16 protein-coding genes and 1 pseudogene are annotated in these 23,086 nt (G+C 37.1%); 4 read left to right on the forward strand and 13 right to left on the reverse strand.

What is annotated here, in order from left to right:
• Positions 1–32: 32 nt before the first annotated feature.
• The 3 genes from NV349_RS13070 to NV349_RS13080 form a co-directional block, all read right to left on the reverse strand.
• Positions 33–452, reverse strand: coding sequence for an SRPBCC family protein (locus NV349_RS13070; RefSeq protein WP_036123529.1), 420 nt, complete (start codon positions 450–452; stop codon positions 33–35).
• A 238-nt stretch (positions 453–690) separates the two neighbouring features.
• Positions 691–915 carry a PepSY domain-containing protein gene (locus NV349_RS13075; RefSeq protein WP_036123527.1) on the reverse strand — a complete coding sequence of 75 codons (225 nt, stop codon included), beginning with the start codon at positions 913–915 and terminating at the stop codon, positions 691–693.
• A 121-nt stretch (positions 916–1,036) separates the two neighbouring features.
• Positions 1,037–2,797 carry an ABC transporter ATP-binding protein gene (locus NV349_RS13080; protein WP_271910157.1) on the reverse strand — a complete coding sequence of 587 codons (1,761 nt, stop codon included), beginning with the start codon at positions 2,795–2,797 and terminating at the stop codon, positions 1,037–1,039.
• Positions 2,798–3,213: 416 nt separating this feature from the next.
• Here NV349_RS13080 and NV349_RS13085 point away from each other — a divergent pair, with 416 nt between their 5' ends.
• Together NV349_RS13085 and NV349_RS13090 are read left to right on the forward strand one after the other, a co-directional pair.
• Complete coding sequence (locus tag NV349_RS13085) at positions 3,214–3,975, forward strand: TerC family protein (protein WP_036123522.1); 762 nt, start codon at positions 3,214–3,216, stop codon at positions 3,973–3,975.
• 201 nt (positions 3,976–4,176) lie between these two features.
• Entirely contained in the window at positions 4,177–4,686 is a 510-nt protein-coding gene (locus NV349_RS13090) for a ferritin (RefSeq protein WP_036123519.1), read from the forward strand.
• Positions 4,687–4,866: 180 nt separating this feature from the next.
• On the opposite strand, the gene NV349_RS13095 is transcribed toward NV349_RS13090, so the two are convergent.
• The 8 genes from NV349_RS13095 to NV349_RS13130 form a co-directional block, all read right to left on the reverse strand.
• Positions 4,867–6,048, reverse strand: a complete 1,182-nt coding sequence (locus NV349_RS13095) for an iron-containing alcohol dehydrogenase (protein ID WP_058844550.1) — start codon at positions 6,046–6,048, stop codon at positions 4,867–4,869.
• Positions 6,049–6,065: 17 nt separating this feature from the next.
• On the reverse strand, positions 6,066–6,911 hold the full coding sequence (gene ahlS, locus NV349_RS13100; RefSeq protein ID WP_369802782.1) for an AhlS family quorum-quenching N-acyl homoserine lactonase: 846 nt from the start codon (positions 6,909–6,911) through the stop codon (positions 6,066–6,068).
• Between the two features lie 21 nt (positions 6,912–6,932).
• Positions 6,933–8,354, reverse strand: coding sequence for an aldehyde dehydrogenase family protein (locus NV349_RS13105; protein ID WP_271910160.1), 1,422 nt, complete (start codon positions 8,352–8,354; stop codon positions 6,933–6,935).
• 94 nt (positions 8,355–8,448) lie between these two features.
• On the reverse strand, positions 8,449–9,456 hold the full coding sequence (locus NV349_RS13110) for a LacI family DNA-binding transcriptional regulator (RefSeq protein WP_271910162.1): 1,008 nt from the start codon (positions 9,454–9,456) through the stop codon (positions 8,449–8,451).
• Between the two features lie 71 nt (positions 9,457–9,527).
• Positions 9,528–10,748, reverse strand: coding sequence for an RtcB family protein (locus NV349_RS13115; RefSeq protein WP_036128319.1), 1,221 nt, complete (start codon positions 10,746–10,748; stop codon positions 9,528–9,530).
• A gap of 490 nt (positions 10,749–11,238) precedes the next feature.
• Positions 11,239–13,089 (reverse strand): dynamin family protein, encoded by a 1,851-nt coding sequence (locus NV349_RS13120; protein WP_271910163.1) that lies wholly within the window; start codon positions 13,087–13,089, stop codon positions 11,239–11,241.
• 287 nt (positions 13,090–13,376) lie between these two features.
• Positions 13,377–14,261, reverse strand: a complete 885-nt coding sequence (rbsK, locus tag NV349_RS13125; RefSeq protein WP_271910164.1) for a ribokinase — start codon at positions 14,259–14,261, stop codon at positions 13,377–13,379.
• Between the two features lie 244 nt (positions 14,262–14,505).
• Complete coding sequence (locus tag NV349_RS13130; protein WP_271910166.1) at positions 14,506–14,946, reverse strand: Lrp/AsnC family transcriptional regulator; 441 nt, start codon at positions 14,944–14,946, stop codon at positions 14,506–14,508.
• A gap of 226 nt (positions 14,947–15,172) precedes the next feature.
• Between NV349_RS13130 and NV349_RS13135 the strand changes: the two genes are divergently transcribed.
• Positions 15,173–16,381 carry an MFS transporter gene (locus NV349_RS13135; RefSeq protein ID WP_271910168.1) on the forward strand — a complete coding sequence of 403 codons (1,209 nt, stop codon included), beginning with the start codon at positions 15,173–15,175 and terminating at the stop codon, positions 16,379–16,381.
• A 376-nt stretch (positions 16,382–16,757) separates the two neighbouring features.
• Here the strand turns inward: NV349_RS13135 and tnpA are convergent.
• Positions 16,758–17,233 (reverse strand): annotated as a pseudogene (gene tnpA, locus NV349_RS13140) (IS200/IS605 family transposase).
• 588 nt (positions 17,234–17,821) lie between these two features.
• On the opposite strand from tnpA, the gene NV349_RS13145 reads away from it, so the two are divergent.
• On the forward strand, positions 17,822–19,534 hold the full coding sequence (locus NV349_RS13145; RefSeq protein ID WP_058844545.1) for a methyl-accepting chemotaxis protein: 1,713 nt from the start codon (positions 17,822–17,824) through the stop codon (positions 19,532–19,534).
• A gap of 138 nt (positions 19,535–19,672) precedes the next feature.
• Here the strand turns inward: NV349_RS13145 and NV349_RS13150 are convergent, their stop codons facing one another.
• Positions 19,673–22,900 (reverse strand): collagenase, encoded by a 3,228-nt coding sequence (locus NV349_RS13150; protein WP_271910170.1) that lies wholly within the window; start codon positions 22,898–22,900, stop codon positions 19,673–19,675.
• Positions 22,901–23,086: the final 186 nt, after the last annotated feature.

Genomic DNA, 23,086 nt, shown 5'->3' on the forward strand with positions numbered 1-23,086 from the left:
CAAAAATGGTAGGGATGCTATTCTTTGTACACTCAAATAGTTTGTGCCCTTTCTTTGATACTGTCTAGCACGCTTTCCCAATGACGTTTCATTTCTTCTCGTACAGTCTGATCAGAAAGATGCTCTTGATGAAAGCTAATCGTCGTTTTATGTCGTTCTTTAGGTAGAATACGGATTTGTACAGTGGATGGTCTTGACCACGCTTCTTTTTGCCACGTGAGTCGAAGCTGCTCTAATGGTTTAACAATCCTGATTTCTCCTGTTCCTGTCCTTGAATGGTATTTATGCCCAGCTTCAAAAATAATCGTAGTACCTTCTCCTAACCAGGAATGTACTCCTTCTGCCGTCGTAATAAGCGCCCATGCTTGCTCCTGTGAAATTGGAAATGTCCTTCTAACCCCTACTTGAAAGCCTACACTTTTTGTTTGACCAATGATTTGTTGGTTATCCATTACTTCACCTCATCTATTTCATCATTTTTACTAGTGATTGTTCTATTCGATTTTTTTGCGTATTATTCCTTTCACCATTCAAAAATTTTGCTAACCTATCTAATCCCGCTTCAACATTACTAATTATTTCTATACTAAGTGTGCTTTTAATCAACGAGCTGAGGCCTTTTCATGATCAATAAAAAAACCCAAGCTCAAAATCATTTGAGTACTTGAGCTATGCTTATTAAAACAAGAATTAGTCGTAATCATTCTCTTCTTCTATTTTTCGAATGACACCTGTCTTTGCATTTACTTCAACTTCATAAATCTTATTTTGAGCAGTCAAAATAAATATTTCATAGACCAAAGTCCCGTTTTCCATATCCATGCCATAATGTATGATTTGACCTGGTACTCTTTGTACAGCAATTTGCATGGCTTGTTGAAGAGATATCCTTTGATTATTTGATGGCATAACCATTCAATCATCCTCCCCTTGCTACATAAACCTATACTATGCATGTATGTGTTTTTATGACAATGCTTGAGAATATGTGTCAAATAGAAAAGGGAGATTGTTTTAAAACAATCTCCCCATTTCTCTACGTTAGTTCAACAAAATCTTGTTGTTTGTTTTGTTCCGATTGTCCCTTACGAAATTGAATATGATGAAGCTTCGCAAAAAGTCCATTTTGAGCCACTAGCTCATCATATGTACCATCTTCTTCAATACCGTTCGATGTCACAACTAGCACGCGGTCTGCATTCCGAATAGTTGCCAATCGGTGAGCAATAACTAATGTTGTGCGATTTTCAGCTAGCTCTGTTAACGATTGCTGGATAATCATTTCTGTTTCTGTATCTAATGCAGAAGTTGCCTCGTCTAAAATTAAGATCGGTGGGTTTTTCAGGAACATACGAGCAATTGCTAATCGTTGCTTTTGACCCCCTGATAATTTCAAGCCACGTTCACCAATTTGCGTGTCGTAGCCATCTGGCAGCTCTGCGATAAATGATTGTAAATGGGCCTTTTTCGCTGCCTCTCGAATTTCTGCTTCACTTGCGTCTAATTTTCCGTAGGCAATGTTTTCACGAATCGTCCCTGTAAATAAAAAGACATCCTGCTGTACGATACCAATTTGAGCACGTAATGAAGCCTGCGTCATATTGCGAATATCAATACCATCTATCGTAATAGCACCTTCTGTCACCTCGTAAAATCGAGGAATTAACGAACAAATCGTTGTTTTACCCGCACCTGATTGTCCAACAAAGGCAATGGTTTGTCCAGCTTTTACATCAAATGATAGATCACGTAAAACCTGTTTCGATGCATCATAATTAAAATGAACATTGTTGAATGCGATATCACCTGCTAAGTGCTTGATAACCTTGGCATCCTCACGATCTTGAATTTCTGGCTCCTGCTCAATTAATTCACGGAAGCGCTTAAAGCCAGCCATCCCTTTAGGATAAAGCTCTAATAATGCACTAATTTTATCAATTGGTTTAATCAAAACATTCGTATATAAGACAAAGCTTACTAGTTCACCGTAAGAAAGCTTTCCATTAAAGCTTAACCAAGCACCGACAACAAGTACCACTAATGTTAAAAGGCGTGTCATCATGTAGATACTGGAGTGTGTTCCTGCCATTATTTTATAGGCATATAATTTTGCCGCACGGAAAAATCCATTCTGTTCTTTAAATCGGCTAATTTCAAAAGCTTCATTAGTAAAGGATTTTACGACGCGCACACCGGATACACTGTCCTCCACACGTCCATTGACATCAGCAATTTTTCCGTACATCGTTTTCCATGCATTATTCATTTTGACATTACTAAAGGTCACTAGCCATGTTAAAAACGGCACCATAATCACTGCAATCAAAGCGAGCGTTGGGTTCACATTAAACATAATAGCAAAGGCCCCAATAAAGGTCATAATCGCTATAAATAAATCCTCTGGCCCGTGATGAGCAAACTCCCCTATATCAAATAAATCGTTAGTAATACGACTCATAATATGACCTGTTTTTGTATTATCAAAGAAACGGAATGATTGTCTTTGTACATGTGTAAATAATTCCTGTCGCATATCTGTTTCAATATTAATGCCAAGTTTATGGCCTAAATAGTTGACGATAAAGTTCAAAAAAGTACTAATGGCATATACAAGCAACAATAACACACTCACTTTTACAATCATGCCCCAATCGCCTGATGGCAACAGTTCATCAATAAACCACTGTACAGCTAACGGAAAGGCAAGCTCTAAAATGGCTACAATAATAGCACTCGAAAAATCGATGACAAACAATCGTTTATGTGGCTTGTAATAGGAAAAAAATTTTCTATACATGTTTGTCTCCTTTCTAAGTTGTAAAAATTTCGCCTATCTTTTAATAGTACCATTTGTGCAATGGTAACGGAAAAGTATTTTTTCCCCATAGCAGTATATTTTTATTTACTTTCATTTTGTCACATGCTATTATAAAAGTAAGAATTGAATAGCTTTTGACTTTATTGTCAAAGGGGAGTAGCTAGCAGATGCGATCGATGCATCTGATTTCACATTCGTCATTACATGGTATCTTACCATCGGGTGTGTTGGCATTTTTTGTCACACAGAATTTATTCTGTGGAATGAACAGTTAATTGCTTAGCAAGACCTTTGCCTGTTTTTTAGGCAGAGGTCTTTTTCTTTTGCTTAAAATAGGGAAAGAATAAGTTAGCAAGCCATTCATTTCTGTTCAACAATTAAAGGAGGAAATACATTTGGAGGCAATTATTTTAGAATACGCATGGGTACTTGTCGTATTAATCGTACTAGAAGGTTTGTTAGCTGCTGACAATGCTGTCGTAATGGCTGTTATGGTTAAGCATTTACCAAAAGCTCAACAACAAAAAGCTTTATTATATGGATTAGTTGGGGCATTTATTTTCCGCTTTGCCGCACTATTCCTTATTACAACACTCGTTAATTTCTGGCAAATTCAGGCAATTGGTGCTGCTTATTTATTGTTTATGTCAATAAAGCATATTTATGATTCCCGGAAAGCCTCGCAAAACTCCGAGGAAGTACAAGAGCCTAAAAAGAAATCTGGCTTCTGGATGACAGTTGTGAAAGTAGAGCTTGCTGATATTGCATTCGCAGTAGACTCTATTTTAGCAGCGGTAGCGATTGCTGTCACACTACCACATATCGGTGATTTTGATATCGGTGGCATTAATGCAGGTCAGTTTGCTGTTATGTTCTTAGGTGGTATTATTGGTGTGATCATGATGCGTTTCGCAGCTCGTTGGTTTGTGAAAGTTCTTGATAAATTCCCATCACTTGAAACAGCTGCCTTTCTAATTGTTGGTTGGGTTGGTGTGAAACTAGCTGTGTTAACACTGGCACATGAGAAATTAGGCGTGATTCCACATGAATTCCCGCACTCGACTATTTGGAAAGCAATTTTCTGGATTGTTTTAGTTGCTATCGCACTTGGTGGCTACTTAATCGGTGTCAAAAACCAAAAGAAACAAGAACAATAAGACAAAAAACATCGCTTCGATTCATGTCGAGGCGATGTTTTCGTATTTCCTTCAAAGGAAAACGTACAAATTTTCTAATTGAGAACTAATATCAATTAACTTTTGCACAATTTGCCTCGAAAATTAAATTTTTTGTATGTAACCCCCTTTACACTGTATACTAGTAAAGAAGTCATTTACTGCAAAAGGAGGAAAACTTTTATGTTATCTGAAAAATTACACACAGCTCTTAACGAACAAATGAATTTTGAATTTTACTCTGCCCATGCTTATATGGCAATGGCAGCCTATTGCACAGACCAAGATTATGATGGCTTCGCTAACTTCTTTTTAGTCCAAGCCGAAGAAGAACGCTTCCATGCCATGAAATTTTATAATTTCTTAAGTGATATGGGCTATCGTGCAACAATACAAGGCTTTGAAAGCCCAGGTAATCATTTTGATTCGATTTTAGACGCCTTTAAAACAGCTCTATCGCACGAAAAAGAAGTAACACGACGCATTTACAATTTATCAGACATTGCTTTAGATGAACGTGAGCATGCGACTATGGCATTCTTAAAGTGGTTTATCGATGAGCAGGTAGAGGAAGAATCAACATTCGATACATTAATCCGCAAAATTGAGCGTATTGAAAATGACTCCAATGCTATCTTTATGCTAGATGCAGAATTAGCTTCGCGTACATTTACACCTGATGCTGAAGCATAAAACATAGTTTTTTTTAAAATCATGAATCATTAGCTAAGAAATGACAAAAGCTACGAAGTTTCATCATAGAAGCTTCGTAGCTTAATTTTTGTACTACAGCTAATTCTGTAGGTGATCGTAATAAAAATTATAATCTGCATAAAAAAGAAACGTCAAAAATCAACGTTTCTCTTTTCTTAATTATGATTGTTTAGGCTCTCGAACTTCTCCATCAAATGCAGCTCGATAAATAGCATAGATATCTTCTCGTTCTAGTAGCATCGGGCTTCGTGCTAAAATTCTTGTTTGTTTCGTTGCATCATCCGTTAATTGTTCTAAGGCTTGTTCTGGTATATTAAATCCTTTTAATGTGGAAGGAATATTAACATCTTGAACGAGTTTTTGTAATGCGTCGACGCATTTATAGGAAGCCTCTTCTTGCGATAAATAGGCAGATGCTATACCCATTGCATCTAAAATATCTTTCAGACGTTTTTCACAGCTTTGACGAATATAGCCCATAACATATGGCAATAGCACTGCATTGGAATCACCATGTGCAATATGGAATTGGCCGCCAAGTGGATAAGCTAACGCATGGACACCAGCTACACCAGCATTGAAGAATGCCAAGCCTGCTAAATAGCTGCCATAGCTCATATCTGTTCGAGCCTGCTTATCTTGCCCCTCATGGACAGCCGTTCGAATCGAATGACTAATTAATCGAATAGCTTGCAGGGCAAGGGCATCTGTTACCTCGTTCGCATTCACTGATACATAGGCTTCAATGGCATGTGTGAGGGCATCCACACCTGTAGCAGCCGTTACCTTTGGTGGTAAAGAAATCGTTAAAGCTGGATCTACAATTGCTACATCTGCTAATAAATAATCATGTGTTACGACATCCTTCGTTGTGTCGAGTGATAGCACAGAGATATTCGTTACCTCTGAGCCTGTCCCAGAAGTAGTTGGAATTAAGATTTTGGGCAGCCCTTTATTGTCCAATGTTTTTGTCCCTGTTAGGTTTAAATAATCTGCGACTTGTCCCTCATGTGTTGCTAATACAGCAGCGAGCTTTGCTAAGTCTAATGCACTTCCCCCACCTACACCAATGACTAAATCGAACTGATGATTTCGAGTAAAATCTACAAGCTTTTCGCCAATGGCAAGCGGTGGCTCTGGTGCAATCTCCGTATAAATAGTGGTTGTATACCCCTTTTCAATTAAAGGTTTTTCAACATGATCTGTTAACCCTATTTCTTTTAATAATGGATCTGTCACAATCAAAATATTGCGCGCGTTCAATTTCTCTACCTCTATCAGGAGCTGACTTAAGCTTCCCCAGCCGGTATAGCTTGTAGGTGTAAAGGTTAATTTATGCATGGCTTCTCTACTCCTATCTATTCATAATAACCTTCTGTTGATTTTCTAAATGATTTAAATTGGACAGGATCATGGCCAAACCATACTTGTGAATTCGTTTCATTTGCTAATCTTCGAATCCGTTCAACCGTCGCATTATAGCCTACAGAGTCATAGATAATGCCTGGTGGCTTAACGGGAGGACCAAAGCTTTCAGCCGTATAAATAGCATCCGAGGCTAAAATGATGCCTCCTGTATCGGGCATCTGTATATGCAAACCGAGCATACCCCAAGCATGGCCACTACCAAAATTCAATACTTGGATTCCTTCTGCTAGCTTCACTTGATCCTCGCCACGCTTAATTAGGCGCCATTGTAGATTGTTTTTAATCCACATATCAATGTCACCCCAAACATACGCACCGTCTTTGACGTTTCGTGCATAGGTTTGTAATGTACCGTTAAATTCGTCTTCTTGCACAATAATTGTTGCATTTGTGAACAATTCTAAGCAGCCTGCATGGTCGAGATGCAAATGGGATGCGACAACATATTTGATGTCCTCTGGACGAACGTTTAATTCTTCTAAGCGATGATGCAAATAGCATTCTTCTGGCATATTAATAGGAAATGCCTTTTGCGTAAATTCACCCCAACGGCCTTCTGGCCCCATAGAATTTGGATTACACGCTGTATCAAAGAGAATTTTACCCTCTGGATGGTCAATCAGCACTGTATAAACAGGGAATTCCACAAATTCATTTGGTTGGTTTGGATGATCGATCGTTGCTGGATTATGCATGGCAATCATATAGTTTTTATCCATTCGCATCGTACCATTGTCCATTACATACAATTTTGGGTGTTGTTTGATCATTTTCATGTTTCCCATCTCCATTCGTGATTATTGGTTATTCCAAATTACTAGCTTCATTTCCGTCATTTCCTCTATTGCATATTTAATGCCCTCACGACCTGTGCCACTTTCCTTCACACCACCGTATGGCATATGATCTACACGATACGTCGGAACATCATTAATAATGACACCGCCAACTTGTAATAATTTCGTGGCTTGGAAAGCAATCTCAATAGAAGGTGTAAAAATCCCTGCCTGTAAGCCATAATGGGAATCATTGATAGCTGCTATCGCATCCTCTATCGATGAGACTGTATTCACCGTAACGACAGGTGCAAAGATTTCCTCACAGGATACACGGCTCTGTGGTTGAGCATTATATAAAACAGTAGGTAATAAAATATGATTCTCAATGTGACCACCCGTTATAATCTGTGCCCCTTCCGCAACCGCCTCTTTAATCCATTGATAGGCACGCTGTTGTTCAGCTCGTGAAATCATCGTCGCTAAATCCGTCTTGCTGTCCAGTGGATCACCAATTATTAGCTGTTCTATTTTTACTTTCAGCAGCGATAAAAATTCGTGAATCATACTCTCCATAACATAAATACGCTGCAATGAAATACACACTTGACCTTGATTTGAAAAAGCTCCCATCACAATGCGATCCATTATACGGTCGAGTTGGACTCCTTCATCAATAATAACGCCTGCATTCGAGCCTAATTCTAATGTTACTTTTTTCAAACCAGCTCGATTACGTAAGGAAATGCCTACTGCAGGGCTTCCCGTAAACGTTATCATTTTAACGTGTGGATGTGCTAAAAACATATCCCCTACTAATTTGCCTTGTCCAGTTACAAGATTAAATGCTCCTGCTGGTAAATTGGTTTGGGCTAATAACTTGGCTAAAAAATGAGCAGATAATGCTGTTTGTGTGGCAGGCTTCAACACAATGGTATTGCCTGCCGCTAACGCTGGCCCTACTTTATGGGCTACTAGATTTTGCGGAAAGTTAAATGGCGTAATCGCTGCCACTACACCTATTGGTTCCCGTAATGTATAGGCAAAACGCCCCTCTCCATTTTTCGAGGCATCCATCGGAATCATCTCACCCGTAAGTCGCTTCGCTTCTTCAGCCGCAAATTTATAGGTTTCAATGGTGCGATCAATTTCTGCATAGGCATACTTTAACGGCTTCGCTGATTCCAATGAAATAATGCTTGCTGCTTCTTCCCGATGTTCCGCAAACAGCGTGGCTAAATGTTCCAATATCTCCGCGCGTTGAAAAGCGGTTAAAGCAGCCATTTGAGGAGCTGCAGCCTGCGCACTTTCAATGGCCTCCTGTACATCCTGTTCAGTAGCCATCGCAAATTGTGCAATCACTTCCTGTGAGTAAGGAGCTTGCACCTCCATCCAGTCAGCGGTCATCTTCCATTCCCCGTTGATCCATAAGCCCTTTTTCAAAACTTGTGTCACTCCTTTCTTTATGGTTACGTATTCATTTCAGAAAATAAAGAAATGAATACGTAACCATTTTAGTGTAAAAAACAAACTGACATTACATCAGTTCATTTTTACACGTTGTATTTCTTGGGAAAAGTTTAACAGACTCTGTTTGCTGGATGCAAGTACTTTTTTTTTCCATGATCTCAAATAATTTTTCGATGGCCATAAAACCAAGGTTTTCCTCTGTGGTTAAACCAACTGTTGTTAAAGCAATAGAATGATGTTTACTCAGCTCGACATTATCAATACCTATGACATTAAAATCCTTCGGAACCTGAAAGCCTCTTTCCAAACAAAGATTTAATATTTCAATAGCGATAGCATCTGTAGCTGCGCAAATAGCTGTTGGTCTACTATCGAGTTGTAAAAGTTCCTCAAAGGCACGTTCAATATCCTTTTTATTAGTGTTCGTTAAAAAAGTAGGCACGGCTTTGGCCTCTATCCCATGTTCCTTTAAGGCCCGTTCAAATCCCTGATAGCGCCCATAAAAAGTACTCATTTGATGGGGCCCACCTATCCAGCATAAGGATTGATGCCCTAACGATAAAACATGATTGGCTGCAAGATAACCAGCATGCACATTATCAATCTCTACAAAATGTCTATTTTCTTGATGCTTACGATTAAACATAATAAACGGGATGCCTAGTTTTTCTAGTTTAAAAAACAAATCATCTTGGTACAGCATAGAAGATAAAATGATCGCGTCTGCTTTTGTTTCCAAAACCGCATTATAAATTGAATGTAAATTATCCTCTGTTCCAAAATAGACATTGACTTTATAGCCACGTGCATTAACATAATTCACGATTGCTGTTGTTGTATCAACAAAAAAAGGGTTGTGTAACGGCCCCGAAATCAATGTTATAATGCCTGTTTTTTTCTGAACAAGCGATCTTGCTATATCATTTGGCACATAGTTTAGTTCCTCAATCGCCTTCATTACTTTTTCAATTGTTTTTGGCTTTACCAGCTCTGGCGTATTCAACACCCTAGACACGGTTGTTTGTGAGACACCAGCATGCTTTGCCACATCTTTTGAAGATACCAAAAAAACCACCCATTTCATCATTGTAAAGCTATATTATACCATTTATAGCATAATGGTAATAGGGAAGACCAATTATTGGTTTAGCCCTTTCGTTCATAGGGCTTAGCTGCTTCACTCGCTTTAAAATTGTAGACGGGTTGAATAACTTTTACAATATCCACTGTTTCCCCAATAGCAGCTGTAATTTCTGCCATTGGCTTATAGGCCATTGGTGCCTCATCCAATGTTTCTTCGTTAACAGATGTTGTCCAAACCCCTTTCATCGTGTCTTTAAAATCTTCCATATTCAACGCTTTTTTAGCCGCTCGACGTGAGAACATGCGCCCTGCTCCATGCGGTGCTGAATAATTCCATTCTGCATTGCCCTTCCCAATACAAATAAGAGAACCGTCTCGCATATTCATAGGGATGACAAGCTTTTCTCCTTTATTAGCACGAACAGCCCCCTTACGAAGGGTCATTGTTTCTGTCTCAATATAGTTATGGATCGTATCAAAGGTATCTACAAAATGCCAATCCATCTGTTTAGCAATCGTTTCTGCAATCGTCCAACGATTCATACGTGCAAACTGCTGTGCAATCTTCATATCGTGAATATAGTCATGGAAAGCTTCACCTTCTAAATAGGCTAAATCTTTCGGAACTGGCGGGTGTTGTTCCTTATAGGCTTGAATCATCGTTTGAATCTCCTGTTCCCGTCCTTGCTGCTTAAGCTCTACTATCTTTTCAGTCAAATCTTGTCTACGTAAATTTTCATAAGCTCTCTTTTGATGCCAATTGGCAACCTTTGCCCCTACATAGCGTGAACCTGTATGGATCAATAAATAGTAGTGATTGTCTTCATCCTTTGCCAATTCAATGAAATGATTGCCTCCACCAAGTGTCCCTAATGATAGATTGGTATAGTCATCTTTCAAGCCGCTTGCTCGAAATTGTTTACCTTCAAACTCTAAAAAATGTCGATTGGGTGATACTTCTTGATGAATGTCCTGCCCACTTGGTATATGTGTTCGAATAATGGTATCGAGCTTTTCATAATCCACTGTCGATACATTTAATTGAGCGACTAATACACCACAGCCTACATCTACACCGACAAGATTTGGTACAACACGACCCTGTAATTGAATGGTTGTGCCAATAACACAACCTTTCCCCGCATGATAATCTGGCATAATCCGTACCTTAGTACCTGCCATGAAAGCCTGATCTGTCAGCTCTTGAATTTGCTCGATGGCAGTTTGCAATGCTGTTTGTGCATAAATTTTGGCCTCTGTGTAACGACCTTTAATGTCAATCATGTCTATCCCTCCTTCCTATTTATACGTAAAAATGGAATGAAATGTTTCGTAGTGTTGAAAAACAAAACCATCCATAGCATTTTTGTGAAGGGTGAAAATGGGTTTCCGTTACAGGCTACTTGCTTTCCACTCCATAAAAATGTTTCTTTTTAGCAAAGGTTTTCAAATAAAGTGAAGGGTATTCACTACTCTTTATGGAGGGGTGTTGTCATTCATCATTTTTCCATATTGAAAATAAGAGACTATCCTTTCTCTAATCATACAAATAATGGGCTATTTTGTTTACTAGGGCTTGGATAAAAGATAAGAAACAGATACTTTTACACATGGTGAGTGAAGCGGCTCATCGAACGCTTCCTGAAAAGGACGCAAGCAGAACGGACATCAATCCCTCGCCTTTCAAAATGGCTGCTGCTGCCATTGACATCACCTGTTCTCAACAACATGAAACGTTCTAAAAGATTATACTTTTAGAACGTTTTGCGAAGGCTTATTCTTCATACTGAACAGCTAATTTCTTTGGTATTTCTGGTATATCGTTTGATTTTACATCTTCTTCTTTTAACGTAAGCCTTTGTAGTGCGTACTTTTCTTGCACATCAAAAGGTATTGCAATACTTTCCATTTTATTATGCATTTGACTTCGTGCAAGTAAGCCTTTGTTGGATAAATCAATAGCTAGAATAGCCTGAACAGTTTCCTCTAGCATTTCAAGATCCTTCGTTTTCAGCGGCATTTGCTCGTTCATTAAAAATGGTAGAAGCTGCTCTTTAATATAACCCTGCGCTTCAATTAAGCAAGAAAATTCGTTTAACTTTTCAGCATAACGCTTTAATTGGCGCTTCTCTTTTGCACGTTGTTGATTTAATTCTTGTACTTTTTGTTCAATACGATGCAAGCGCTCTTTCACTAAATCCACTAAATAGGATTGTATACCTTGCATCATTTGTAATACAGTGGCTTCCGCTTGCTGTACTTTGTCATATTGAGCGACACAATCCAATTGCTGCTCATTTAATTTTTGAACTCGCTCTTTGAAAAATTCATTTTGTGTATGCTGACCAAAAATAGCTTTCATAAGCCCTTTGCCATGAATTTTTTTATGCTGCGCATCCAAACGCTCATATTCACGGGAATATTCACTATGCATGTTGCGGTATTCCCGTAACATTTGTTGGTAATACACAGCCATTTCAGTAAACTCTTCCACCTTATCATCCTGTAAATAATCATGTTGCGAGATCGTTTGTAACAGCTGATATAATGTTTGAACTTGTTTAAATGTATTCGCTACCTGCTCGTATTCTTGCTCATATTCTTTAACAATTGCTAAATCCCGTTGATAGCGAGAAAATTCATATTGGGTATCGCCTGCATATTTCTCAATATTCTCTACAGCAGATTGAAAAGGATCACGTTGTGGAATTACAGTTAATTCGAAGCGGAATCGTTCAAGCCATTGCAAGAAGCGGATTAAGATGGCGTAGGTTTTTTTATCACTATTTTCAGCCACACGATGGATGTGGGCAATTAAATGATCGTACTGGCTTTTTTGCCAAAGCTCCTGGTTGTCCGTTTGTTTGGCTTCTAGTGCATCGGTTGCTGAAACCGCTACAAAATCACTCATTAAATGACCAATACGTTGTTGTTCTGAGCTCATAAATGCTGTAGCATGCTCATCGATATCAATGCCATTGATGACACATAAAGGTTCTACCCCTTTATTTTTTAATGCATCGATCAATAATAGTTCGGCATCAATCGCCATAGAACCCGCACGCAGCACCCAGAAAATTTCATCGACACGGTTCATAAGCGCTTCTGAGAAATAAGCCATTTCGCCTCCACCTGCTTCTAATGAGACAGAATCGATAATAGTTACCGATTTTAATAAATCATTTTTCAAATAGACTTCAAGATAATCTAAATGTTCCCGTAAAATCTGAGAGGCAAACGTATCACCAGTTGTCAGTAGCTCTAGTTTACTCATATCAAATATAGCTACAACGCCATCTAAAAAATAGGCTTTAATCTCTTCTTGTTCACCGTAGCGTATAAATGTATTTACACCTGTTGGATGCTGATCATCAACTGATAATATTTCACGTCCAAGAAGCCCATTGACAAGTGTCGTTTTGCCCACTCGCTCTTTTCCGACTACTAAGATCATCGTTTGGTTATTGGCATCTTGAATAATCCGATTTAAATGTTTCGCTGTATCTTTCACATATGTATTTTGCACAATGATGCCATACAAATGTCGCAGGTGATCAACAAATTGTGGCAAAATATTATTCGCTGAGGTTGTATATTCGATTGGCGTGTTGTCAATGTTCGTCATCCTCAAAACCTCTTTTCGTATGTATCTATAAAACTATTATAAAGGAAACCATGGCTTTTCTAATACATGGATTGATGAAAAGAGGACAATGTACTTATGTGATTATATAGTAAATAGGAATTCATCCTTATACTTATTCGATGTCTGCTCCATATATGAGCGGTTACTCGGACTAAAGGGAACAGCGTACCCCTCTGAATTCTACTAATTTTAATAGAAGTATGAGGTATTATCATTTTTATTTACCTCTGTTTTTCTATTGCAATGACCTTTCTCCTAAATGAAGTCTATTCCTCTACTCCAGCCATCCGAGCGTAAACAGCGCCAAGTGTTGGCATGCCGCCTTGTGCACCAAATTTTTCTACAGACAAGGAAGCAGCAATATTGGCGAAGTATACGGCCTCATCCAACGATTGTCCCTCTACTAAAGCATAGGCTAATGCCCCATTAAACGTATCTCCTGCTCCAGTTGTATCCACAGCTGTCGTCATATAGCCTGGTACATGGATTGGATAGGAGCCATCGAAATAACATGCACCATCACTACCTCGTGTCAAAATTATTTTATTAGGATACTTTTCTAAAAGTTGCTCGAACGGCTCATTAAAAATTTCAGCACATTCTGTTTCATTTGGCGTTAAATAGCTAATATCCTCCATCCACTGCACATCAAAATTGGCTGCTGGTGCAGGATTTAATAGGACAGAAACACCTGCTTCTTTACATAATTGAATGGCGTAGGCTGTCGTCTCTTTTGGGATTTCAAGCTGTATGATTACCATTTGACTTTTTTGTATCAATTCCTTAGAAGCTTCAAGGTGAGATGGGGATAACGCATAGTTTGCTCCAGGTACAACAACGATTCGATTATCGTCATTGTAAAGAAGAATATTGGCAATGCCTGTAGGAGAAGAAGTACTAGTTACAATCGCATCTGTCTGAATCTGCTCCTGCTGTAAAGTGGCTTGTAATGCCTTACCAAAATAATCCTCACCTACACAGCCAATCATTGCCACTTCACTGCCAAGACGAGCTGCCGCAACTGCTTGATTAGCCCCTTTTCCTCCAGGGACCGTTTGAAATGCATTGCCCAGAATGGTTTCCCCTTGTTTTGGAAAAGTATCCATGTGTACAACTAAATCCATATTTAAACTTCCGATCACTGTAATCATCAATTTCACTACCTTTCTTCTTTTTGATTAGCAAAAAAAGCTGAAATGAACACAATATTGTATTCATTTCAGTAGCTAATTTTATAGTAATATATTTGCAAAAACCGAAAAATCATCTAGATACTTTTCTAATATATCCAATGAAATCACTTGATAAGCAGAAACAGCAGTAATTTGAAATCCTGCATGTTCATTAAGTTTTCTATTGGAGCACCCTGGAAAAATTGAAAAGCCTCTCTACTTGTTACTCAACACTTAAATTTGGTATCAATGACTTGTTTTCAATAGGTGATGATAAGGAAATCAATGTAGTGGAATCGCCATACTTCATACTATCATTTTCAAATAATTCAAGTTCCTTTGTTGATTCAACTACTACTTTAATCAAATAATTGTATTCTCCGCTAATTCGGTGACACTCTACTACTTGTGAGGCCTGCTTACAATAATCAACGAAATTATTGCACTTTGTAGTCCGGAAAAGGACAAACGCAACAGTGGTTTTCCCAACTTTTTCATTCGAAACTATAGCTCTGTAGCTCTTAATCACTTCTTGTTCTTCTAGTCTTTTTACCCTCTCTGTTATTGCTGGTTGAGATAATCCTATTAGTTTTCCAAGGGAAGTCATTGACAACCGAGCATCTGATTGTAAACGCATTAGTATATCTGCATCAATACTATCCATTTAAGCACCCCTTCATTTATACGAGACTGACATTTCACAATTAATAGCTATCCTATTGTAAGGTGTCTATGCCTCCTACATTATTATATTATACTTCAAATGCAATATCATCAAAATACATTAATTTTATAGCTAAATACATAATAATACCTTTATTATCAAATGTAAAATCAAAAATGACATTAGTATAATTAATTCTATCAACTAATCAGGAGGTCTTTTATAAATGAATAATAATGATTTAACTAAACAAAATGAAAAATCTGTTGCAATACCTTCAGAACGTCTCCCTTGGGCCGGTTTAATTGCACTAGCTATGGCAGGGTTCATATGTATCCTTACCGAAACTATACCAGCTGGTTTATTAATACAGATAAGTGAAGGACTCGCTGTGTCCGAATCTCTTGCAGGTCAACTTATTACAGCTTATGCTCTTGGCTCACTAATTGCAGCTATTCCTATAACCACTGCAACACAAGGGTGGCATAGGAAACCCTTGCTGCTTTTATGTATTATTGGGTTCCTTGTATTTAATACTATTACAGCCCTTTCTTCTAGTTTTACCTTAACTATAATAGCTCGATTCTTTGCGGGTGTAACGGCAGGCGTCCTGTGGGGAATGAGCGCGGGATATGCACGACTTATGGCGCCAGAGTTACTTAAGGGAAGGGCAATGGCAGTGGCCATGATTGGTACTCCTCTTGCATTAGCTTTTGGTGTTCCTGCTGGGGCATTTCTCGGTTCCCTTGTTGGCTGGAGATCTGTTTTCGGAATAATGTCACTCTTAGCAGTATTATTGATTTTATGGATTATCTGGAAAATCCCTGACTTTCCTGGGCAAACATCTGAAAAGCGAATGACCCTGCTCAAGGTTTTCGTTACCCCTGGGGTTCGTCCGATTTTATTTGTTGTATTAGTTTGGATACTTTCTCATAACATACTTTATACTTATATCGGACCATACCTCTCCGAAGCAGGTCTTGCGCAACGAGTTGATTTGGTTTTACTCGTTTTCGGTATTGCATCTTTAGTTGGAATTTGGGCTATTGGTATATTCATTGAGCGTATACTACGTACTTTAGTGTTAATGAGTCTAGCCGGATTTGGATTGGCATCATTATTATTAGGTATCGGAATTAGTCACCCTACTATCATTTACATTGCTGTAGCTTTATGGGGTTTAACTTTTGGAGGAGCAGCAACACTTACGCAAACAGCAATAGCAGATAATGCTAAAAAAGGTGCAGATATTGCCCAATCAATGCTAGTTACTGTTTGGAACCTCGCTATCGGTGGAGGGAGTGCAATTGGAGCAATCCTGATGGAATCATTTGATGTAGTATCTTTTCCATGGGTAATGTTTATCCTCATTCTTCTTGGATTTCTAGTAGCGTTTCGCGCAAATGTTTCTGGGTTTCCTCAAACAAAACAATGATTAAATCAGGATATTCCTTGAAACACATAGCCATTTCGTTGCGGCTTTATTTCAAACATCTTATCTTTTTTTGTAAACACTGCAACTTTATTTCAAAGCTATATTGTATTGCTATTTAATCAGAGCGGCTGGGACAAAAGAAAAAATGTTAGACCATTTACAAGTTTGGTCTAACATTTTTTTGCGTTATTAGAACACATAAACTTTAATAAATTACAAAAATAACATTCATTTTTTGCTTTTTCTCAATAAAATGAGTTATGTCCCAGCCTCTTGCTCTGCGCGTGAAACGCTGGGGTACTGGCCCATGTCTAAAGACATTCTGAATGGTCTGCCAACCGCACTCCATTTTCAAGCTACCACTAAAGTGGTCTTATTATTTTCGTTTGTTTGCTTTTATTTCTTCTCCTGTAAAAGGATCGATGAATTCTTTCATGGTCATTTGATCCTCAAGAATATCCTCTTGTAATTGATTTTTTATATATTCCTGAATGATTTTTCTGTTTCTTCCCACTATATCTACATAATATCCTCAACACCAAAACTTTCTATTTCCATATTTGTATTTCAGGTTCGCATGTCGATCGAATATCATTAAACTACTTTTCCCTTTCAAATATCCCACAAACGATGAAACACTTAGTTTGGGTGAAATACTCACCAACATATGAATATGATCAGGGCAGGCTGTTGCTTCTATAATTTCTACTCCTTTTTTTCACATAACTGGCGTAAAATTTTACCTATGTCTGCTTTGATTTGTCCATAAATAATCTGCCTTCTATATTTTGGCGCAAAGACAATGTGATACTTACAATTCCATGTTGCGTGTGCTAAACTTTTATTATCCATTTGGATCTCCTTTCGTACGAAGTCGGTTGACCAGACCTGAATTCATTGTACGATTGGGGTTTTTTTCTTGTCCCTAGCTAGAAGCTCTTTAGAACCCCTCGCATAGCAAGGGGTTTTCAAAAGATACAATAAAACAGCTTCGATTTCTCGGAGACTGTTCAGACTGTCGACAAAAGGAAGCGAGAAGTTCATACTCGCTTCCTTTTGTCATTTTTCATTATGTTTAAAAATGGTCATTCACTACATATTAAACATACTCTTTAAGCATAAAAATTCTTTTAAGCTGCCTGCCATGTATAACATAAACCATCTCACCTGTAGTAGCGTTCCTTCATTTGTCCATATGTCAAATTTTCAAGAGATAGTTGATATAAGAGGGTTTGCGGTAAGCCTTTTTCAAATACGAAAATGAACAGCTAACAAAACCTAGAAAATAAGGAAGTTCACCAACTAAGGTAATATTTTTAAAACAATGAAAATGAAAAAGCTATAGTAATACCCTTGTTCTAAATCATATTGATTAACTACAACTAAAGTACTATAATTAATTTTAAAATAGAGATAATAAAAAGAAGGTGGTAAGTGTCTATGGGTCAACAGCAGAAAAATGGTAGAGTCAGAAAAGGAAGCTTAAAAAATCGTATTATTGGAATATCACTTTTACTGTTTATTTCGATTATCAGCATCAGTTCCTATTTAAATATTAAGACAGTTAAAGAAAATGTTTCAGATGCTTTATTAGAAAAGAGTATACAGCAGGTCGATGAAATTGCACGTCAAGTGGAGAATATTCTAGTTTCTAACTCTAATCCTACAGTGGAACTGCAAAATTTCGTTGAAAACAAAGTACAACAAAATGGAATTGCTTATGCAGTTGTCATTGATAAAAATGTTACGGCAATTGCCCATAGTGATAAGGAGAAAATAGGTAAAAACTATGAAGATGATTCCTACTCTGTAGATGGAGCGAAAAATGGGAAAACGATGACTAGTAGATTTTATGCGGATGTTCAGAAAAGTTGGACGTTCGATATAATGGTACCGATTTATATAAATAATACGCTTTACGGATCTATGGATGTAGGTATTTTCGAGGGTGACATCACAAAAGTTACGAATGCCATTTTACTAAAGGAAATTATTACAGTTGCTGTTGGCTGTATTTTATTCATTATTTTAATGATTTTTATTTTAAATAAAATGTTCAAACCTTTACTGTTAGCAGTTGATAAATGCAATGACATGGGAAAAGGAGAATTCACTGAGTTAATCCCCCCAAAATATACAACTAGAAACGATGAAGTAGGTAAGCTTACATATGCTTTAAATGAGATGCAAAATCACTTTGTTGATTTACTTAATGAAATCAGTCTAACTTCGAATAAGGTTACTGCATCATCTGAAGAACTGCGAGATGCAACCAGTACTTCTTTAGAGTCTTCAAAGGATTTATCATCTGCTGTTGAAGACATTGCTAAGGGAGCTGTGGAACAAGCAAAAGATACCGAATACGGGACTGCAAGTATTGGAGAGCTAGGAGAATTAATTGAAAGTAATCAGGATCATTTAGAAAATCTGAATCTATTTGTCGATGAAGTAAGCCATATTAAAGATGAAAGCTTACTCATATTAAAAGAGCTTGTTGCTAAAACAGAAGAAAATAATAAGGCAGCAAAAGAAATTTATGACATCATTCTCACGACAAACGAAAGCTCTGGGAAAATTCAAAATGCAAGCCAGATGATAAGAACCATTTCGGAACAAACGAATTTATTAGCTTTAAATGCGGCTATTGAAGCATCTAGAGCTGGCGAAGCTGGAAAAGGGTTTGCAGTTGTTGCGGACGAAATACGAAAATTGGCGGAGCAATCAAATCAATTCACTAAGGAAATTGCCACTGTTATAGGAGACTTAACAGCAAAAACTGGACAAGCTGTTCAGACTATCCAAGAAGTGAATCATATTGTCAATTCTCAAGCTACAAGTGTTAAAACTACGAATGGCAAGTTTGAAGATGTTGCAAACTCTATTGAAAAAATAAAAACGGTCATTGAGGAATTATATAACTTAGGCAATAATATGGGTGAAAAGAAGGACGAAGTAATAGATATTCTACAAAACTTATCTGCCATATCGGAAGAAAATGCAGCTGGTACGGAAGAAGCAGCCGCATATTTACAAAATCAAACAAACTCCATTTATGAAATTGCCAATTCCAGTGAAGAATTAGCAAAGTTAGCTAATAAAATGCAGGAAAATGTCTCAAAATTTACGATTCAAACAAACTCAACTCGATTGTAAGAACAAAGCCCAATTTCTCTATTTAATTACAGAGAAATTGGGCTTTTTAAACTAGGAATGTCTTACGTACACTATTTAGTTTTCAATGCTACTCGTCACACTAAAAACAAGAATTTTCGTTTATCTTAAAAAATAGTATTAGTGTACATTAACAGTATATGTTCCATTTTCATTATCAAATTTATAAATATATAAATAATACTTTCCTGGTTTTGCATTTAATTTTCCTTTTATAATACTTCCATCTTCCTGTCCATAGGAAGTATAATTTTGCATATCAGACTCATGATAAAGTACCCATGTCATGCCAATTTGATTTTCATTTACGACAGAAATATCTATTTCTTTTGGAGACGTAACATCGAATTGATATATATCCGTATTATCATCATCAAGCAAGCTACCTTTTATTGGCATATTAAATGGCATTATAGTCGCTTCTTCGGGATGATTATTTGGTTCTATCTCTGTTTGCGCTCCATTCCGTACATTTACTGTATATGTCCCGTTTTCATTATCAAATTTATAAATATATAAATAATATTTTCCTGGTTTTGCATTCAATTTTCCTTTTATAATATTTCCATCTTCCTGCCCATAGGAAGTGTAATTTTGCATATCAGACTCATGATAAAGCACCCATGTCATGCCAATTTGATTTTCATTTACAACAGAAATATCTATTTCTTCTGGAGACGTAATATCGAATTGATATACATTCGTATCCTTATCAATCAAACTACCTTTTAGAGGCATATTAAATGGCATTATAGTCGCTTCTTCGGGATGATTATTCTCTGTCTGCTCCCCTCTCCGTACAGTTACAATTGTTTTAGCTTTACTTGCTATTCCCTTATCATTTTGCACTGTTAATATCACATTGTATGTTCCTTCATCTTCGTATACATGAATAGGGTTTGCCTCTTCACTTGTTTTTCCATCACCAAAATCCCAAAGATAAGAAACGATATCTCCATTGTGATCTTTTGAACCATCGCTTTTGAACTGGATTTTTTCATTTTTGATTCCAGTATATGGACCATTTATAGTTACAAAAGGCACTTGATTTTCTCCCTCATCCGTCGCAATGCCATGGAAAACAACATCATATTCAAACTGGTTTGCCGCATTCACACGGTAGTTTACAAAATACGCTGTCGCTGTTTTATAGCCGCTCCATTCTTTTTGCGACAGTTGCTCCAATACTTGGTTCACTTGCTTACTCATCGTTTTCCAATCTTGAGATTCACCTTGTGTTTCACTACCTATATACGTGCCTTCGAGTATAAATGTATTAAAAAATTGAGATTTATGTTTTGTCATATTTCCATTTTTCATGTTAGCAATATCGACAATTTCTTGCTCCACTTCGTCTAACGCTTTTGGTTGATGTTGCACTAAATAATCTTCTGATACTTGTGGTACCTCGTATTTTTCTTGATTATCAATCAATTGCTGCATATAGGCTTGGTATTCCGCATTTAGTTGTGGATCTTTACTTAAAGTGTCACGATACGCATCATAATTTTTCACATCATTCGCTCGAATTAAATCTTGAATCCTATCAAATGTATCAAATTGGTGATTATACATATAAGACTGCAATGCAAATGAATAGTTATAAAAATCCCATGATCCATATTTTGCAAACATTGTTTGTTCAGCTGTATAGCGTTGTGATGGATCCTCCGATAATCCACTAATAATACTCTTACGTGGAACAATGTCATTTGTACGCGTTGATCCAGCGAAAAATTCTGCATTTCCTTCCTGGAACCATGTTAGTCGCTCGTTTTGGTACATATCACCTGTTCCGAATAAACCTGGAACCTCATACCTACCCTGTAAATAGTGTGTATATTCATGACGGAACAACTCTTCTAAACTATAAATACTTTGCTCTGGCGTCCGTTCATATGTAAAGAACGTTCCATTCTCTTCAATATAAATACCACCATTATTTGTTTCATATCCATACAATTGACGGTTTAATCGATATTGATCTGGAGAGTTATAAATGACTACTGTTAAGACATCGTCAGCATTACCTGGTTCTAATGCTTTATCATTCCCAATTACACGATGATATTGTGCTTTTACTTCTTTTGCAGCCCAGTATAATCTTTGAATTTTGTCTTCTGTTACTTGATCTCCCGTTTTAAATACAATGGATCCATCATCAAATGTATATGTTTTCGGTAGATACTGCTCCTTTCCTTCTTCACGTACTTGCTGTAAATCTACTGTCTTTCCACTATAGTCTTTTCCACCATAATTTGTAGTAATTTGCTCTACTGCTACAAAATAAGCTTCACTTAAATATGGATACATTTGCATCGCTTGTGTAACAACTTCTAAACCTTTATTCGGATTACTATGGAAGCCTCCTAAACTCCCTGCATAATAAATGCCATTATTGATTAACCAACTATTGTTATCTGTCACATTATGTATAAGAGCAATTTTATTAACTTCATTTATGAAGCTATCAATTTTGCCATACCACATCGTCGTATTAGCTTCTTTACGAGTATCATATAAATACGACTGTAAGTCATAATCAATGCCATGTATTACATCGTATATAGCTTGTCCTTTTGACGACTCGTCTTCAAATGTAGAGAGATTTTCGTTATACTGCTTTAAAATCTTCGTAGCAAGTTGAACTGTTTCCGCATCACTAGAAGCATTACCTATTAATTTCCCATAGGCAGATACTACTTTATCTTGTTCAGCTGTACCTAGTTTAAAGTTCGGATTCTTAGCTATTTCTTTTAATGCTGGTAAACACTTATCTTGGAAACTTCTCTCGTTTAAATAACCTAGTTCATTATTATAAAATGCTACATAAAAAGCCGAACGCAATAGCTCAACAAATGTTTCAATCCCCTTTGAATCATCTTTCGTAAAAGAACTTCCTCTTTTCCCCAATTCATTAATAATCACTTGCATGCGTTCTTCATTTTGATAGAAAGCTTTTGTTTCCTCACTGAATTGGAACAAGTCTGTTATTTGATACCACCGAATATTTCCTAGCGTATCAATTAGCTCACGATCGTTCATTTTATTAAGCTCTGCCATCGAGTACTTTTCCTGCAATTGCTTCGTATCAGCCTGTTCTATAATTGGAGCTGGATGTTGCGAAAAATCTCCAATTTCCAAACGTTCATCAAATGATAATGTTTCATCAGCCTTTGTAGAGTGTACAATTTCATCTTTCGACGTTTCTATGCCAATTGGTTTCATTTGTAATACATTATAGGGCGTTTTTTCTGCTGCTGATGCTTCTGCTTGTAACCCTCCTAACGACAGTGCCATTGTGCTAATCCCAATTAACACTTGATTGAATTTAAATTTTTTCTTCATAATAAGTCCTCCTATAGTACTACATTACTTATTTGGTAATATATTTATTATTTGGTACTATATTACCTATTTTAAAATAACATATTATGTAAAAATATCAATAGATAATGTTATATTTAGGAATTTTTTCTTTTATAATTTGAACACTAAGACACAATTAGACCATAGAACTTAGTACCTTCCATT

The sequence above is a fragment of the Lysinibacillus sp. OF-1 genome, from assembly GCF_028356935.1.
Lineage (GTDB): Bacteria > Bacillota > Bacilli > Bacillales_A > Planococcaceae > Lysinibacillus > Lysinibacillus fusiformis_D.

Excerpts from the sequence above, each read along its gene's own strand:
- NV349_RS13070 (WP_036123529.1), bottom strand. The coding sequence starts at position 452 with ATGGATAACCAACAAATCATTGGTCAAACAAAAAGTGTAGGCTTTCAA.
- NV349_RS13075 (WP_036123527.1), bottom strand. The coding sequence starts at position 915 with ATGGTTATGCCATCAAATAATCAAAGGATATCTCTTCAACAAGCCATG.
- NV349_RS13080 (WP_271910157.1), bottom strand. The coding sequence starts at position 2,797 with ATGTATAGAAAATTTTTTTCCTATTACAAGCCACATAAACGATTGTTT.
- NV349_RS13090 (WP_036123519.1), top strand. The coding sequence starts at position 4,177 with ATGTTATCTGAAAAATTACACACAGCTCTTAACGAACAAATGAATTTT.
- NV349_RS13095 (WP_058844550.1), bottom strand. The coding sequence starts at position 6,048 with ATGCATAAATTAACCTTTACACCTACAAGCTATACCGGCTGGGGAAGC.
- ahlS (WP_369802782.1), bottom strand. The coding sequence starts at position 6,911 with ATGAAAATGATCAAACAACACCCAAAATTGTATGTAATGGACAATGGT.
- NV349_RS13115 (WP_036128319.1), bottom strand. The coding sequence starts at position 10,748 with ATGATTGACATTAAAGGTCGTTACACAGAGGCCAAAATTTATGCACAA.
- NV349_RS13120 (WP_271910163.1), bottom strand. The coding sequence starts at position 13,089 with ATGACGAACATTGACAACACGCCAATCGAATATACAACCTCAGCGAAT.
- rbsK (WP_271910164.1), bottom strand. The coding sequence starts at position 14,261 with ATGATTACAGTGATCGGAAGTTTAAATATGGATTTAGTTGTACACATG.
- NV349_RS13130 (WP_271910166.1), bottom strand. The coding sequence starts at position 14,946 with ATGGATAGTATTGATGCAGATATACTAATGCGTTTACAATCAGATGCT.
- NV349_RS13135 (WP_271910168.1), top strand. The coding sequence starts at position 15,173 with ATGAATAATAATGATTTAACTAAACAAAATGAAAAATCTGTTGCAATA.
- NV349_RS13145 (WP_058844545.1), top strand. The coding sequence starts at position 17,822 with ATGGGTCAACAGCAGAAAAATGGTAGAGTCAGAAAAGGAAGCTTAAAA.
- NV349_RS13150 (WP_271910170.1), bottom strand. The coding sequence starts at position 22,900 with ATGAAGAAAAAATTTAAATTCAATCAAGTGTTAATTGGGATTAGCACA.